Origin of the sequence: Candidatus Poriferisocius sp. (genome assembly GCF_965204145.1) — a bacterium.
Taxonomy (GTDB): Bacteria; Actinomycetota; Acidimicrobiia; order Acidimicrobiales; family Bin134; genus Poriferisocius.
In genome coordinates this window covers 3212019-3225776 of sequence record NZ_OZ241977.1, presented here as the reverse complement: position 1 = coordinate 3225776, position 13758 = coordinate 3212019, and the positions used below count along the sequence as shown (strand labels likewise).

General features: G+C 63.8%; 16 protein-coding genes and 1 tRNA gene. 7 read left to right on the top strand and 10 right to left on the bottom strand.

Annotated elements, in window-relative coordinates:
* The first annotated feature begins 4 nt into the window (after positions 1-4).
* Together meaB and ACOGI7_RS14980 are read left to right on the top strand one after the other, a co-directional pair.
* The gene (gene meaB / locus ACOGI7_RS14985; protein WP_419849549.1) at positions 5-964 is read left to right on the top strand and encodes a methylmalonyl Co-A mutase-associated GTPase MeaB; all 960 of its coding nucleotides are present in this window, start codon (positions 5-7) and stop codon (positions 962-964) included.
* Position 965: 1 nt separating this feature from the next.
* Positions 966-2681 carry an acyl-CoA dehydrogenase gene (locus ACOGI7_RS14980; protein WP_419849548.1) on the top strand — a complete coding sequence of 572 codons (1716 nt, stop codon included), beginning with the start codon at positions 966-968 and terminating at the stop codon, positions 2679-2681.
* 72 nt (positions 2682-2753) lie between these two features.
* Here ACOGI7_RS14980 and ACOGI7_RS14975 read toward each other — a convergent pair whose 3' ends face one another.
* Positions 2754-3158: a hypothetical protein gene (locus tag ACOGI7_RS14975; protein ID WP_419849547.1), complete on the bottom strand. Its 405-nt coding sequence runs from the start codon at positions 3156-3158 to the stop codon at positions 2754-2756.
* A 99-nt stretch (positions 3159-3257) separates the two neighbouring features.
* On the opposite strand from ACOGI7_RS14975, the gene ACOGI7_RS14970 reads away from it, so the two are divergent.
* Positions 3258-4598, top strand: coding sequence for a peptidoglycan DD-metalloendopeptidase family protein (locus tag ACOGI7_RS14970; protein WP_419849546.1), 1341 nt, complete (start codon positions 3258-3260; stop codon positions 4596-4598).
* A 75-nt stretch (positions 4599-4673) separates the two neighbouring features.
* Positions 4674-5840, top strand: coding sequence for a zinc-dependent alcohol dehydrogenase (locus tag ACOGI7_RS14965; protein ID WP_419849545.1), 1167 nt, complete (start codon positions 4674-4676; stop codon positions 5838-5840).
* Between the two features lie 13 nt (positions 5841-5853).
* Here the strand turns inward: ACOGI7_RS14965 and ACOGI7_RS14960 are convergent, their stop codons facing one another.
* Complete coding sequence (locus ACOGI7_RS14960) at positions 5854-6924, bottom strand: Ldh family oxidoreductase (RefSeq protein ID WP_419849544.1); 1071 nt, start codon at positions 6922-6924, stop codon at positions 5854-5856.
* 3 nt (positions 6925-6927) lie between these two features.
* Positions 6928-7440 (bottom strand): DoxX family protein, encoded by a 513-nt coding sequence (locus ACOGI7_RS14955; protein WP_419849543.1) that lies wholly within the window; start codon positions 7438-7440, stop codon positions 6928-6930.
* 34 nt (positions 7441-7474) lie between these two features.
* On the opposite strand from ACOGI7_RS14955, the gene ACOGI7_RS14950 reads away from it, so the two are divergent.
* A complete protein-coding gene (locus ACOGI7_RS14950) occupies positions 7475-7732 on the top strand; it encodes a hypothetical protein (RefSeq protein WP_419849542.1) in 258 nt (85 codons plus the stop codon).
* 77 nt (positions 7733-7809) lie between these two features.
* Here ACOGI7_RS14950 and ACOGI7_RS14945 read toward each other — a convergent pair whose 3' ends face one another.
* Positions 7810-8085, bottom strand: coding sequence for a cell division protein CrgA (locus ACOGI7_RS14945; RefSeq protein ID WP_419849541.1), 276 nt, complete (start codon positions 8083-8085; stop codon positions 7810-7812).
* A gap of 66 nt (positions 8086-8151) precedes the next feature.
* On the opposite strand from ACOGI7_RS14945, the gene ACOGI7_RS14940 reads away from it, so the two are divergent.
* On the top strand, positions 8152-8733 hold the full coding sequence (locus ACOGI7_RS14940) for an anthranilate synthase component II (RefSeq protein WP_419849540.1): 582 nt from the start codon (positions 8152-8154) through the stop codon (positions 8731-8733).
* A gap of 3 nt (positions 8734-8736) precedes the next feature.
* Here the strand turns inward: ACOGI7_RS14940 and pknB are convergent, their stop codons facing one another.
* Positions 8737-11100, bottom strand: a complete 2364-nt coding sequence (gene pknB / locus ACOGI7_RS14935; RefSeq protein ID WP_419849539.1) for a Stk1 family PASTA domain-containing Ser/Thr kinase — start codon at positions 11098-11100, stop codon at positions 8737-8739.
* 33 nt (positions 11101-11133) lie between these two features.
* Positions 11134-11931, bottom strand: a complete 798-nt coding sequence (locus tag ACOGI7_RS14930) for a Stp1/IreP family PP2C-type Ser/Thr phosphatase (protein ID WP_419849538.1) — start codon at positions 11929-11931, stop codon at positions 11134-11136.
* 143 nt (positions 11932-12074) lie between these two features.
* On the opposite strand from ACOGI7_RS14930, the gene ACOGI7_RS14925 reads away from it, so the two are divergent.
* Positions 12075-12158: transfer RNA gene (locus ACOGI7_RS14925), tRNA-Leu, on the top strand.
* A 9-nt stretch (positions 12159-12167) separates the two neighbouring features.
* Here the strand turns inward: ACOGI7_RS14925 and ACOGI7_RS14920 are convergent.
* From ACOGI7_RS14920 to ACOGI7_RS14905, 4 genes are read right to left on the bottom strand one after another with little or no spacing between them, the layout of a single operon-like run.
* Positions 12168-12446 carry a hypothetical protein gene (locus ACOGI7_RS14920; RefSeq protein WP_419849537.1) on the bottom strand — a complete coding sequence of 93 codons (279 nt, stop codon included), beginning with the start codon at positions 12444-12446 and terminating at the stop codon, positions 12168-12170.
* Between the two features lie 51 nt (positions 12447-12497).
* Entirely contained in the window at positions 12498-12671 is a 174-nt protein-coding gene (locus ACOGI7_RS14915) for a carboxymuconolactone decarboxylase family protein (RefSeq protein WP_419849536.1), read from the bottom strand.
* Positions 12668-13036: a hypothetical protein gene (locus ACOGI7_RS14910; RefSeq protein ID WP_419849535.1), complete on the bottom strand. Its 369-nt coding sequence runs from the start codon at positions 13034-13036 to the stop codon at positions 12668-12670. Before ACOGI7_RS14910 ends, ACOGI7_RS14915 begins: the two co-directional genes overlap by 4 nt.
* A gap of 5 nt (positions 13037-13041) precedes the next feature.
* On the bottom strand, positions 13042-13758 hold the full coding sequence (locus ACOGI7_RS14905; RefSeq protein WP_419849534.1) for an MBL fold metallo-hydrolase: 717 nt from the start codon (positions 13756-13758) through the stop codon (positions 13042-13044).

The following is a 13758-nucleotide window of genomic DNA, read 5'->3' as shown; positions in this document are numbered from 1 at the left end:
ACCCATGAGCGCCCCCTCGCTCGACGAGTTGTTCGAATCGGCCCGGGCCGGAAACCGGCGGGTCTTGGGCAGGCTGCTCACCATGGTGGAGCGCCAAGACGACAACGCCGTCATGGTGTCCGAACGGGCCCACCGCGATGCCGGACAGGCGCGGGTGATCGGGGTGACCGGCGCCCCGGGCAGCGGCAAGTCCACCATTACCGGCCGACTGGCCGCCGTCTCCGGAGCTGCCCGGCCGGCCATCCTGGCCATCGACCCCAGCTCTCCTCTGACCGGAGGGGCCATCTTGGGCGACCGCATCCGCATGGACAACAACGTGAGCAGCAGTACCTTCATCCGATCGATGGCCACGCGAGGCCACTCCGGCGGGCTGGCGGTGGCCGTGCCCGACGCTGTCCGGGTGCTCGACGCCGCGGGCTGCGACCCGATCATCGTGGAGACCGTTGGCGTTGGCCAGGTGGAGGTGACCGTCGCCGCCGCCTCCGACACCACCGTGGTGGTGGTGACCCCCGGCTGGGGCGACGCGGTGCAGGCCAACAAGGCCGGGTTGTTGGAGGTGGCCGACATCTTCGTCGTGAACAAGGCCGACCGGCCCGACGCCCGCGGCGCTCGCCGAGACTTGGAGTTGATGCTCGATCTCGGACACCGAGGCGACTGGCGGGCCCCCATCGTGTTGACCACCGCCACCGAGGGGGAGGGCATCGGTGACTTGTGGTCGGAGATCGAGCACCACACCTCATATCTGCACCACTCCGGCGAGCTGATCCGCCGCCGCTGCCGCCGCCGCCGCAGCGAGGTCGCCGACAGGGTCGAGCTCGGCTTGCGAGACCGGGCTCTCCGCATCATGGAGGCCCAGCCCGGTGAATCCGCGCTGGGCCGCGTCGAACGCCACGAGCTCTCACCTGCCGCGGCTGCCGAGCAGCTGCTGGCGTCTCTGATCCCCGACAACCCCCCTGAAGAATGACATGAGCACCTACACCGCCCCTTTGGACGACATCGCCTTCGCCCTGCGCCACATTGCCGGCTTGGACGACTTGGCTCAGCTGCCCGCATGGACCGATGCCGGACTCGACCACACCGAAGACCTCCTGGCCGAGGCCGGGCGGCTGGCCGCCGAAGTCATGGCCCCCCTCAACCGAACCGGCGATGAGGTCGGCAGCGTGCTCGATGCCGACGGCAACGTCATCACCCCCGAGGGATTCCAGCAGGCCTATCAGCAGTACACCCAGAGCGGCTGGACCGCGGTGTCGGCCCATCCCGAACACGGAGGGGCCGGATTTCCGCTGGTAGTCGACGTGGCCATCCAAGAGATGTTCACGTCGGCCAACATGGCGTTCTCACTGTGCCCGATGCTGAGCCAGAGCGCCATCGGCGCCCTCAGCACCCACGGCAGTCCCGAGCAAAAGCACCGCTGGCTGCCCCCGCTCACCAGCGGCGCCTGGACCGGAACCATGCTCTTGACCGAGCCCCAAGCGGGCTCCGACGTCGGCGCGCTCACAACTCGAGCCGAACCGCAAGGCGATGGGAGCTATCGCCTGTGGGGCCAGAAGATCTTCATCACGTGGGGCGACCACGACATGGCCGACAACATCGTCCACATTGTGCTGGCTCGCACCCCCGACGCGCCGATGGGCACCCGGGGAATCTCCCTGTTCATCGTGCCCAAGTACTTGGTTGAAGACGACGGCACCCTGGCCGAGCGAAACGCCATCCGGTGCATCGGGCTCGAGCACAAGGTGGGCATCCACGCCAGCCCCACCTGCGTGATGGAGCTCGACGGGGCAGTCGGAGAACTGGTGGGGGAAGAGCGCGAGGGCATGCGCCTGATGTTCACCATGATGAACAAGGCCCGCCTCTTGGTGGGGCTCGAGGGCCTGGCGGTGGCCGAGCGGGCCTACCAGCAAGCGGCGGCCTTCGCCGCCGACCGGCGCCAAGGCCGGCGGGCCGACACCGAGTCCGGTGCTCAAGCACCGATAATCCAACACCCCGACGTGCGCCGCATGCTTCTGGACATGCGAGCCCGCACGGAGGCCATGCGGGGGTTGCTGCTCCTCAACGCCGCCGCGGCCGACCGCGCCGCCAGCCATCCCGATCCCGACCGCCGCCTACAGGCCCAGCAGCGGGCCGAACTGCTGACGCCGGTGTCGAAGGCCTGGTGTACCGATCAGGGCGTCGAGGTGGCCTCGCTGGGCATCCAGGTGCACGGCGGCATGGGATTCATCGAGGAAACCGGGGCCGCCCAGCACTGGCGGGACAGCCGCATCGCCCCCATCTACGAGGGCACCAACGGCATTCAGGCCATCGACCTGGTCGGGCGCAAGCTGCCTACGGCCGATGGCGCTCCGCTGGCTTCGCTGCTGGAAGACATGGCCGGCTTGGACAAGAACTTGGACCAAGCCGTCGCCGCGGTGGCCGATGCGGCCCGCTGGCTGGGCGAGCACCCCGGCGACGACGCCCTAGCCGGAGCCACCCCGTTCCTTGAGATGCTCGGCCTCACCGTCGGCGGATGGGTCATGGCTCAGGCGTGGGACACGTCCCGACTGCTCGAATCGGCCGAACCGGAGCGGGCTGACTTCTGGAGGGCGAAGCAGACATCTAGCCGCTTCTACCTCGATCAGATCCTCCCGACGGCCCCTGCCCTGCTCTCCGCAGCCACCTCTGGAGCAGCCGCTCTGGGCTAGCCGCCCTCCCAGCGGCCTTGGGCAAGTCGCCCTACTAGCCGCCCTCCCAGCGGCCTTGGGCAAGTCGCCCTACTAGCCGCCCAAGCGCTCGCGGGCCGAGGCGCTGCGGGCCAGCAGATGAGACGGCACCGTGGCGCCGTTTACCACCACATCCTCGCTTGCCCCGTCATCTGCGGCTGCGGTCGTCTGATCCTCTAGGTCGCTGCTCGGTCCGCCACCGGACTCGGCTGCGGCCTCGGCCGCCGCCTCGGCTGCGGCCCTCTCAACCAGAAAATCCTCCCACTCGGCTTCTCTCACCAGCTTGTCGCGGTGGATCGAGCCCCGTTCCGCTCCGCTGTCAAACCGCACCCAATAGCGCAGCCAGCGCATTCCAGTGTGGAGCATCACTTCACCTGGAGTTCCCTCGGCAACACCGGCCAAGTCTTCGGCGAGGATGACTCTTTCTCGCCGATCTAAAACGTCGGAATTCCCGGCCATGGTCTCAGGGTATCCATCACGTGAATGCCCGGAGAAACCGCCGTCGACCCTTAGGGGGTCATTGACCATAATCACAACTTCAGTCACACTGAATTCGTCATGCGCAAGCTCATCCGGGTGATTCTCCTTCTCGCGGTCATGACGCCGTTGGCTTTCGTCTCTACCAGCGCGGCCCAAGATTCATTCTTTGAAGATCGCCAACAAGAGATCGAAGAGAAGAAACAGGAGATCGAAGAGCGGCGCCAAGAGCAAGAAGCGCTCCGGCGCGAGGCGTTGTTCGCCATCAAAGAGCTCGATGTGGCCAATGCCCAGATCGAAGAGGTAGACGCCCAACTCGATCAGGTCCTTTCCTGGATCGCTGCCGCCAAGACTCGTTTGGGGGCTGTGGAACTCTCCCGGTCCGCTGCTCAGAAGCGGGTGGTCGACGCCCAAGAGCAATCTGCGGAACTCGGCCAGGAGATCGCAGCCATCCGAGAGCAGTTGCAAGACCAGGTGGTCCAGTTCTATCTCGACTTGGTGTATGAGCCGAACTTCCTACTTGAAGACGGCGACCCCAACCGAAATGCCCGTCGGCAGTTCTACGTGGAGGAACTGGGCGGGGATGTCCAAGTGCTCATTGACCGGCTGCGTCGGGCCTACGACGATCAGCAGGCAACGGTGCAACAAGCTGAGCAGGCCCAAACCGAGATCGAGCAGGCCCAAACCGAGATCGAGCAGACGCTGGTCGAGTTGGCCGAACTCCAAGAGGCCCAAGAAAAGCTCCAAGAGGAGTGGGACCGGAAGAGGGATCTCCTCCTAGCGCAGATCGAAGCCGAGGCCCAGGCCCAAGACGCCGTCGAGGATGAAATATCTGGTCTCCGGCGCAACATCGCAGAAATCGAAGACGAGATCGAACGTGAGAGGGAGCGGATCCGCCTCGAAGAGGAACGGCGCAAACGTGAGGCTGAACTGGCCCGCCTGGCCGAATTGGAGCGTCAACGCCAAGAAGACCTGGAGCGCTTGGCCGAACAGGAGCGCGCCGGCCAATTCGACAACATCGACATCCCCGCCCCCCCGGAGTTCTTTCGACCGGTGACGGGCGAGGTGGTGTCGGGATTCGGCAACCGTGTTCATCCCATTTTCGGAAACGTTCGATTCCATGCCGGACTCGATTTCGCCAACAACATGGGCGACCCCATCTCTGCGGCTGCCTCCGGCACCGTCATCCAAGTCAAATACCGGGAAGGCTACGGGAACACGATCATCGTCGATCACGGGGGCGGGTGGACCACGCTGTACGCCCACCTTTCGCAATACAACGTGTCGCTCAACCAAGAGGTCGAAATCGGCCAGACCATCGGCTTTATCGGCAGCACCGGGTGGTCCACCGGTCCCCACCTCCACTTTGAGGTGCGCTATCGCGGCTCCCCTCGCGACCCAGCCAAATACCTCAAACTCTGAGAATGTCGCGGCCAGGTTTGCCGGCAATGCGACGCTCGGTTGTTCTGGCCCAGGGCTCACGGCAAGACTGGTCGAATGGAGGCTTTGGTCTTCGAACGCAAACCCGCCCGCTATGTGGCCGCCGCGGCGGCTTCCCGGGTGATACCCGGAGCCGGAGGCGGGGTGGGCCCACTGCGCCTGCGCGACATCGACCCACCAGAGCTACCGGGGCCGGAATGGCATACGATTCGGCCTCGGCTAACCGGCATCTGCGGGTCGGATTTGGCCACCGTGGAGGGCCGATCCTCCCGCTACTTTGAACCACTGGTCTCATTCCCGTTCGTCCCCGGTCACGAAGTGGTGGGGATCGACGAGGATGGGCGCCGATTGGCTCTCGAACCGGTCCTGGGAGCGGCGGCCCGCGACGAGCCGCTGCCCTTCCCCGGCGCTGCACCTGGCGACGGTGACGATTACGGCTACCTCCTTGGAGGATCCATCGAAGACGGCATTCAAATCGGTTTCTGCTCAAGCACGGGCGGCGGCTGGGGAGAAGCGCTTGTCGCCCACCAGAGTCAGCTCCATCCGGTGCCCGATCAATTGAGCGACGAAGCTGCCGTGATGCTGGAACCGGCCGCCGGGGGAGTTCACGCTGCCTTGAAAGCTCAAGTCGAGCCTGGCGCTTCGGTGGCTGTGCTGGGGGCGGGAACAATGGGGTTGTGCTCCCTGGCCGCATTGCGCTCGCTGACTGCCGCCGGAACGATCATCGTCACTGCCAAGTATCCCCACCAGCGGGATTTGGCCACCGCGCTGGGCGCTGACATTGTGGTCGACCCCCGCGAGGTCCGCCGCGCCGTGCGCCGGTTTACCGGCTGTCGAATGCTGGGCGACTACCTGTCGGGTGGAGTGGACATCACGATCGACGCGGTGGGCAATCCGGGTTCCGTCACCGATGCCATCGCCATCACCCGGCCCCGGGGGCGAGTGGTGCTGCTCGGCATGCCCGAGTCCGCTCGAATCGACCTGACCGGCCTATGGCATCGCGAGACCGAACTGGTCGGCGCCTACACCTACGGAACCGAGATGCTCCACGGCGGAAAGACTGCCACCAGCTTCGTGATGGCATTCGACTTGGTGGCCTCAGCCAACTTGGAGCAGTTGGTGTCCGCCCGCTACCCCCTCCACCGCTATCGGGAGGCCATCGCCCACGCCGCTGAAGCCGGCTCTCGCGGCGCCATCAAGGTGGTATTCGAGCAGAACGGATGACTTTGGTCTCCCGTTAAACCGATCCCAGCGGAGGCAGCCCGAAGTCGGCGCCGATGGCGCTGATCTCCTCTACCAGCGCAACCGGCAGGGGAATCCCAGTGGCCAGGCGCTTCGCCCGGTTCTCGTGCTCGATTTCGCCGGGCACATAGATTCGGTCCACCCCTTCGGCCCGTTCGGTGCTGTGCACGTCCCGGATGAGCTGGTCCATCTGCTCTCGAAATCGATCCAAACCGCAGAACCGCTCCAGATCCAGGGTCAGAAACATCCACCCCTTGGCCAGGCGGCGATTTCCCACCAACTCGCATTCCGTCTGCTCGGTATGCCCGAAGCTGCTCCCGGCCACGATTCCCGAGAGCACCTCCACCATCAGCGCGATGCCGAACCCCTTGTAGCCCCCGAACCAGCAAAGATTTTGAGCCGATGCAGTGGCCGTGTCCGTGGTTGGCCGTCCCATGTCGTCGTTGGCCCATCCCTCGGGAATGGTTGGGTCGCCGCGCTTTTTGGCCAGCAAGATCTTGTTGCCAGCCACCGCAGTGGTCGCGATGTCGTACACCACGGGCAACTCTTTCCCGGCAGGCACCGCCCAAGAGAAGGGGTTGGTCGAGAAGATGCCCAATCGACCGCCAAAGGGAGGGACAATGGCCGGTCCGTTTTGCACCGCCATGGCGAAGCAGCCCGCTTCGGCCGCGGGAAGGGTGTAATAGGCCAAAGCTCCCAGATGGGTTCCCTCCCGTACTGTGACGGCCGCCACCCCATGGGCCTTGGCCCGCTCGACGGCCAGTTCCATGGCCGCCACCCCGGACACCTGCCCGAATCCGATGCCGCCGTCCATCATCACCGTGGCACCGTCGTCGCGAATGACCGACACTTCGGTAACCGGCCGGAGATGGCCTGACCTCAGCCGGTCCACATAAAGCTCGATCAAGTGCGCACCATGGGAGTCCACACCACGCAGGTCGGCCTCCACCAGGTTGTCGACCACCACCTCCGCCTGATCGGAGGGAACTCCCAATCCCTCGAGGATGGTGATCTCGTAGCGCCGCAAGACGTCGTGGTCCAGGTGGACCACGTTGGAATCGCTCACTGTCTAACTGGTCTCCTCAGATTTTGGAGGGCGATAGAACAGAGCGAGCTGCGCCAATCCGGCGAGCACGCCCCCACCGGCACCAATCGCCAGCCCAACATATCCATCCCAGTCGTCATCGATTCCCAGTGCGCTGTCAATCGACCATTCCATGGGCCCCAAGGTGGCCACTGCCATTGCAACCAGAGCGAGCACGAAGGTGTACTCCCAGCCTTCTCGCACGATCATGAAGCCGTTGTGGCGGTGAACGGTCCATGCGGCAACCACCATGACCCCAACCATTCCTGCGGCCGCCAACGGGGTGAGGAACCCCAATGCCAGCAGCAATCCGGCGCTGATCTCGGTGAGCGCTGCCATCCAGGCATGCAATTTGCCCGGCTTCATCCCCATGCTGTCGAACCAACCGGCGGTGCCGGGGATGCGGCCGCCCTGGAAGATCTTGCCGTACCCGTGGGCCGCAAAAGTGAGCCCGACGCCCACCCGCAGTATCAGCATTGCCAGATTCATCTCGTCCATAAGCCCACAGTACTGGCCCATCTAGGCTGGGCACGTGCCTCTGTGGCTCAGTGTTCTCATTGCCATCCTGGCTGGGATGATCCTCATCAGGGTGGGCATCGGCGTGCTTTTGATGATCCGCCAGCCCCTGCCCCCTCCGCCACCGCCGGGAGAACTGCGCAAGGTCAAGATCACCTACCGGTGCACTATTTGCTATGCCGAAGTCCGCATGACCGTTGCCCCCGAGGAAGATCCTGAGCCTCCTCGGCACTGCGGCGACGACATGGAGCTGGTCGCGCCCATTGATGAATAGTTATCCACAGATTGTGAACAATCTGGGCACAAACTACAAGCTCGTAACTAACGCGTAACTTGAAATCAACCAAACCGCTAGTGCCACTGAGTGGCCACCAGCATTCCGGCGAGCAGCAACCCCAGCCCGCCCAGCAAGTACCAGTTGTTGGTGTCGCCCGGCAGGAGAGCCACGTAGTTGAGCACGATCACGATGGCGCCCAGCGCCAGGAGAGCGATCATCAGCACCGGCACCCACATAGGACTGATCTTCTCGGCGGAGACCGGCACCCGGGGGACGGCCTCGTTCTCGGGTCGGGTACCTCTCGGGGTTACCCGACCCCCCTGCACTCTGCGTTTGGTCGGCTTGGCCATGGACCAAGGATAGACCCGAAATTATCCGGTGCTCGTGGTCAGCGGACCCCGATAACGTTGCCTCCGGTGAGTTCCAGAATCCTGGTGATCGACAATTACGACTCGTTCGTCTACAACCTGGTCCAGTACCTGGGCGAGTTGGGCGCCGAACCGATCGTCTATCGGCACGATGCCATCTCCCTCCAACAAGCTCTCCAGATCGAACCCGACGGTGTTCTCATCAGCCCCGGGCCGGGACGTCCTTCCGATGCCGGGTTGAGCAACGCCCTCATCCAAGAGTTCTGCGGTGTCCGACCAGTGCTCGGAGTGTGCCTCGGTTTGCAATGCCTCGGCGAGGTTTTCGGTGGCCAAGTCGTTCGAGCCCCTCAGGTCATGCACGGCAAGACGTCGGTCATCCACCACACCGGTGAAGGCGTGTTCTCCGGGCTGCCCAACCCCCTCGAGGCCACCCGCTACCACTCGCTCATTGTGGAGCGGTCTTCGGTACCCGATGTGCTGGTCATAACCGCAGAGACCGATGACGGCCTGGTGATGGGGTTGCGCCACCGCGACCACCCGGTTGAGGGAGTGCAGTTCCATCCCGAGTCGATCTTGACCTCTTCTGGCCACGACATGCTGTCCAACTTCTTGGCCCAGACTGACCGTTAGCTCCTAGTTCCAAGAGACGGTGCAGCCGTCGTCAACTCCCGGGGTGTCCCCGTTGAGGCCTTCTGCCCAATTGGCGGCGTTGGCCGCAGAGGCAGGCATCGGATAGGGAAGCTCGATATTCCACTGGGCGGCAAACCCGGGAATGTCGGAATAGATCGTCGCCAGATCTCGACACTCTGCGGCAAACCTGCTCGAAAGGTCGTTCCATCTCGCGATGCTGCCCAAGGCATCGGGTTGGCGCCCGGTGACGATGGCCTTGTCAGTGATCTGAGTGGCAGCAATCCACGCTGCCGCCCGACGGGGACCGAGATCAGGAGGCGGCTCATCAGGGCGACCGGGGGGCACTGCAACCGATGTGCCCGCAGGCGGGATTGCCGAGGTCGGCAGCCCCAGACAGGCGTTTATCTCCGTTCCCGCCGGATGTTCCTCTTCGGCAGGCGGCACCTGACCCATGATCCGCCCAACCAGTTCTTCGGTGTCGTTGGAGAATTGGCACTCGGGAACAGGCAGAACCAACACCAGGTTCAGCCCACCCAGCCGCTGGGCAGCCGCCTCCGGGGTCAACCCGATCAGACTGGGCACCACCACGCTCTCTGCGCCGAGGGAAACCACGATCGTGATCGGGCTGTCGGGCAGCAGCAGCACGGGTGGCGAGGGATCAGTGCCGATCACCAAGCCCTCCTCCACTTCATTGGAGGCTTCCTCGATAACCTCGTCAGCCACGTCGAGGCCGGCTTGCGCCAAGACCTGAGTGGCCCGCAACAGGGTCATCCCCTTCACATCGGGGACTTCCACAGCTTGAATCCCCTCAGCCACAAAGAGCACCACTGTGCTGCCCGGGGCCACTTCGCTTCCGGCCGGGGGATCTTGGCGAAGCACTTGTCCTGCCGGCGCGTTGGTTCCCGACTCCACCCGCAACTCAGAGGCAAAGCCTCGATCCTGCAAGAAGCGAGCCGCGTCATTGGCGTCCTGGCCTACCACACCCGGCACCGGCACCGGAACTGCCCCAGAGCTGACTGTGATCTCAATTTCCTCCCCCTGCTCCACCTCGGTCAAAGCTGCGGGAGACTGGGCGATGACCTCATTGGCCTCCACCGTGTCGCTGGCCTCAAACACCTCGCTGACCAAGAATCCAGAGGAGCGAAGCTCCCTGATCGCCGCCTGGCTCGACAATCCCACCACATCGGGTACCGATACCAGGGGAGCAGGAGCGACTGTTGCTACTGGTGGAGCAGGGTCCTCGCCGTTTTCAAGCACGTTCGAAAGCACAAAGAACACCAGCACGGCCACGGCGATGAATATCACCGCTGCCGCGGTGTACAGCCCGGCCCGCGAGGAGGGCTCTATCACCGCCACCGGTGCGGGCTGCTGAGGCGCCGGAGGCTGAGACGCTGGAGGCTGGGGCGGCCCTCCCAACGATGGTGGAGAGGCAGGCGGGGATGCGCTCACCGGCTCTTCTGCTTCCTTTGCCGGCGGAGTCGGGGCCGCCGGCGGGGCGTCGGCCGGCTGTTGGCGGGAGGACAGTTGATGGCGTCCTTCCCGAAAGCGCCGCAAATCCCGCTGGAGATCCTTGGCAGTCGGGTATCGTTTTACCGGGTTTTTGGCCAGCAGCTTCATGGTGATGGCTTCGAGCGACTCCGGCAGCACGATTCCCAGCGACGAAGGCGTGGGCACCGGCTGCTGGACATGCTTGTACGCCACGGCCACCGAACTGTCGCCGGTGAACGGAGGGCGACCGCAGAGCATCTCGTACAGCACGATTCCCAGCGAATACAGATCGCTGCGGTGATCGAGGGTCTGTCCCTGGGCTTGCTCGGGGGAGAAGTAAGTGGCGGTCCCCATTACGGAGCCGGTTTGGGTGAGATTCGACTCCGCTCCTCCAAAGGCCGCGATGGCGATGCCGAAATCGGTCACCTTCACTTTCCCATCGGGTGACAGCAGCACGTTCCCCGGCTTCACATCCCGATGGATCACCCCATTGTCGTGGGCAAAGCCGAGCGCAGCGGACACGAACATGGCGATTTCTGCGGCCTGCTCAGGAGGCAGCGGACCACCCGAGCGCAGCAGTTCGGCCAGACTCTGGCCCTCGATGTACTCCATGACGATGTAGTACGTGCCTGCGGCCGACCCCCAGTCGTACACCGCCACGACATTGGGGTGATTGAGGTTTGCCGCCGCAGTGGCTTCCCGTCTGAACCGCTCCACAAAGCTTGGATCAGCGGCGAACTCGGGGAACAAGCGCTTGATGGCCACTGGGCGCGACAAAAGAGTGTCTTGCCCCAAGAAAACATCGGTCATGCCACCGCGAGCGATTTGATTTCGCAGTCGGTATCGACCGCCCAAAAGCTCCGGATCGTTGTCTGGCATGGCGAAAATAGCGTACTTCTTGACCTGCTCGTTTTAAGGTAGGGCTACGTCCGCCACATCCACGATCACCACCGTCACGTTGTCGCTTCCTCCGTGCTGTAAAGCCAGGTTCACCAGCGCATCCGCGGCCTCCTCCGGCGACTCGAATTGCAGCAGAATCGCGTGGATATCTCGATCGGTTACCTCATTGGTCAATCCATCTGAGCACAGCAGATAGCGATGTCCGCTCACCGGCTCCAGAGTCCAATCGTCGATTACTACCTTCGGCTCGATGCCCAGTGCCCGGCTGAGATGATGCCGGTATGTGTGGACTTCCGCCTCCTCCCGAGTGATGATCCCTGCTTTGACCATCTCCTGCACCACGGTGTGGTCCTCAGTCATCTGGTGGAACCCGCTCTCATCGCAGCGATACACCCGGGAATCGCCAACGTTCACCACCGCCAGCGCTTGGCGGTGCTCATGCTCAACCACGGCCAACGCGCACAGGGTCGTCCCCATGCCGGCCAACTCGTCGCTGGATGTGGACTCGGCCAAGATCTCCTCATTGGCCCGGTCGACCGCATCCACTAGCTCTTCTACAGTTGGAACTCGGGAATGCCGCGGTCGACGGGCGAACCGATGGCGACGACGGCCTCCCGTTCGGGCTTCTACCGCAGAGCGGACTTGGGCAGCCAGCACCTCTACCGCCAAGGCCGACGCCACTTCTCCCCCCTGATGGCCCCCCAACCCATCGGCAACCGCGAAGAGTCCCCCTTCAACCAGCATCGAGTCTTCGTTTTTCTCTCGACGTCGGCCTGTATCGGTGGCTTGCGCCGCTTCCAGCCGGATCATCAGAGTTCCATGACCGTGGTGCCCCCACTTTGCGGTGGACTATAACCAGCGCCCATCAGGATTGGCATTCGGCTGCGAACTTCGGCTGGATCTTGGTTATCGATCTGCTCGCCCGTCTTGTACGCTGACCACCCCGACAACCAGCGCGAGTGGCGGAATTGGCAGACGCGCAGGATTCAGGTTCCTGTGTCCGCAAGGACGTGAGGGTTCAAGTCCCTCCTCGCGCACTGCTGGGCTCAGCCCACCGTCCCATCAGGGGTGGGGGTCGGTACTTCTGTGACCGGAATGACCGGGGGCGGGCCCCAGGCAATGGCCGCTTTGGAGAACCCCGCGGCCATGGCCACCGTCAGTGCCAGCTCAGCCAACTCGGGCGAGGTGAACTCCTCCCGCAGAGCCGTCTGATCTGCCTCGCTGAGCCCCGACGGGTCGGAGATCACCGCGTCGGCCATTCGCAAGGCCAGCTTGAACCGATCCGGCAGGTCGCTGTCGGCGTAGCCATCCTGTATCTGCTCCACCAGTTCCTCGGTGAGTCCCTGCTGCTTCGCACCTGCGAAGCGGAGGTTCTTTCAAATGTTGCAGTCGTTGACTCGGGCATTGCGGAGCCGTCCCACCTCCTTGGTGGCCTGGTCCAGTTCCCCCTCGCTCCACAGCGTGCCGTAGAAGCGGTTGAACGCTGCGAACAGCTCGGGCTGGTGGTCGAACAGCGACATACCCCCTTCGGGGACGGCGATTCTGGTCATTGGATGACTCCTTTCAGTGCGGCCCGGCTGCGAGCCAGGGCCTCGAACGTGGCGATAGCCGTGGTGAGCGCGGCCAACTCGGGCGGTGACAGGTGGGCGTTCAACTCTGCACACAGCTCGTCGGTCACGCCGTGGGCATCCAGCACATACTGTTCGGTGAACGCCAAGACGACGCTTTCTCGGTCATCTTGAGGAGACGCAGCCGACGGCTCACCACCAATTATCTGCTCGATGCGAGCGGCGCAAAGCTCCAACAACCCGGGATCCAGTCCCACCCCATCGAGGGCCTGCACCAGCTCTTCCAGCGTCCCGGCTACATGGGAGTCCAAAGCCGCTAGAGGATTGCCAGTCGAGGCTGAGCTCATCCCCATCACCCGCCGAACATGGCCACCCACTGCTCGGCTGAGCGGGGCATGAACACATAGTTGGTTTGGCGGGTCTCGCCCATCGAAGCCGACGGCTGGGGCGAGTACAGATGGCCGGGATACAGCGTCGCACTGTCGGGAACCCGGGCCAGGCGCTGGGTGATGCTCTCATACATTGCCGCCGGATCGCTTCCCGGCAGGTCGGTTCTTCCGCAGCCCTCCAAGAACAGCGTGTCGCCGGCCACCAAGCGCCCGTTGGTCAAAAAGCACTGACTTCCGGGAGTGTGACCCGGGGTGTGGATCATCTCGATGTCCACCTCCCCCACCGATAGCACATCACCGCTCTCATGCAGGCACAGATCATCTTCCCCAATGCCGGTAGTCATGGTGACATAGCGAGCCTCAACAGCCTGAACATGCACCGGAACCGACACCAGCTCCAACAGCTCAGCCACACCCGGGATGGAGAACTGCATTATCGACCCGCCCACATGATCGGCGTGGTAGTGGGTGGCCAACACCCCCGTCAGCCGCATCCCATCGGCCTCAACCAGATCCATGATCCCCTGCGGGTCATAAGCCGGGTCCACCACCACCGCTTCCCCCGTCTCCCGATCTCCGATCAGATAGACGAAGTTCACCATCTGCTGGGCCATCATGTCCCCAACCGCCAAGTCCCGCCCCGACAACAACTGCCGGAAATACAACCGCTCTTCGTCCAC

What these genes read in the sequence shown, in the direction of transcription:
- ACOGI7_RS14910 (WP_419849535.1), bottom strand. Translation starts at nt 13,036, where the DNA reads ATGAGCTCAGCCTCGACTGGCAATCCTCTAGCGGCTTTGGACTCCCAT.
- ACOGI7_RS14945 (WP_419849541.1), bottom strand. Translation starts at nt 8,085, where the DNA reads ATGGCCAAGCCGACCAAACGCAGAGTGCAGGGGGGTCGGGTAACCCCG.
- ACOGI7_RS14955 (WP_419849543.1), bottom strand. Translation starts at nt 7,440, where the DNA reads ATGGACGAGATGAATCTGGCAATGCTGATACTGCGGGTGGGCGTCGGG.
- ACOGI7_RS14970 (WP_419849546.1), top strand. Translation starts at nt 3,258, where the DNA reads ATGCGCAAGCTCATCCGGGTGATTCTCCTTCTCGCGGTCATGACGCCG.
- ACOGI7_RS14980 (WP_419849548.1), top strand. Translation starts at nt 966, where the DNA reads ATGAGCACCTACACCGCCCCTTTGGACGACATCGCCTTCGCCCTGCGC.
- ACOGI7_RS14915 (WP_419849536.1), bottom strand. Translation starts at nt 12,671, where the DNA reads ATGACCAGAATCGCCGTCCCCGAAGGGGGTATGTCGCTGTTCGACCAC.
- ACOGI7_RS14930 (WP_419849538.1), bottom strand. Translation starts at nt 11,931, where the DNA reads ATGATCCGGCTGGAAGCGGCGCAAGCCACCGATACAGGCCGACGTCGA.
- ACOGI7_RS14975 (WP_419849547.1), bottom strand. Translation starts at nt 3,158, where the DNA reads ATGGCCGGGAATTCCGACGTTTTAGATCGGCGAGAAAGAGTCATCCTC.
- ACOGI7_RS14965 (WP_419849545.1), top strand. Translation starts at nt 4,674, where the DNA reads ATGGAGGCTTTGGTCTTCGAACGCAAACCCGCCCGCTATGTGGCCGCC.
- pknB (WP_419849539.1), bottom strand. Translation starts at nt 11,100, where the DNA reads ATGCCAGACAACGATCCGGAGCTTTTGGGCGGTCGATACCGACTGCGA.
- meaB (WP_419849549.1), top strand. Translation starts at nt 5, where the DNA reads ATGAGCGCCCCCTCGCTCGACGAGTTGTTCGAATCGGCCCGGGCCGGA.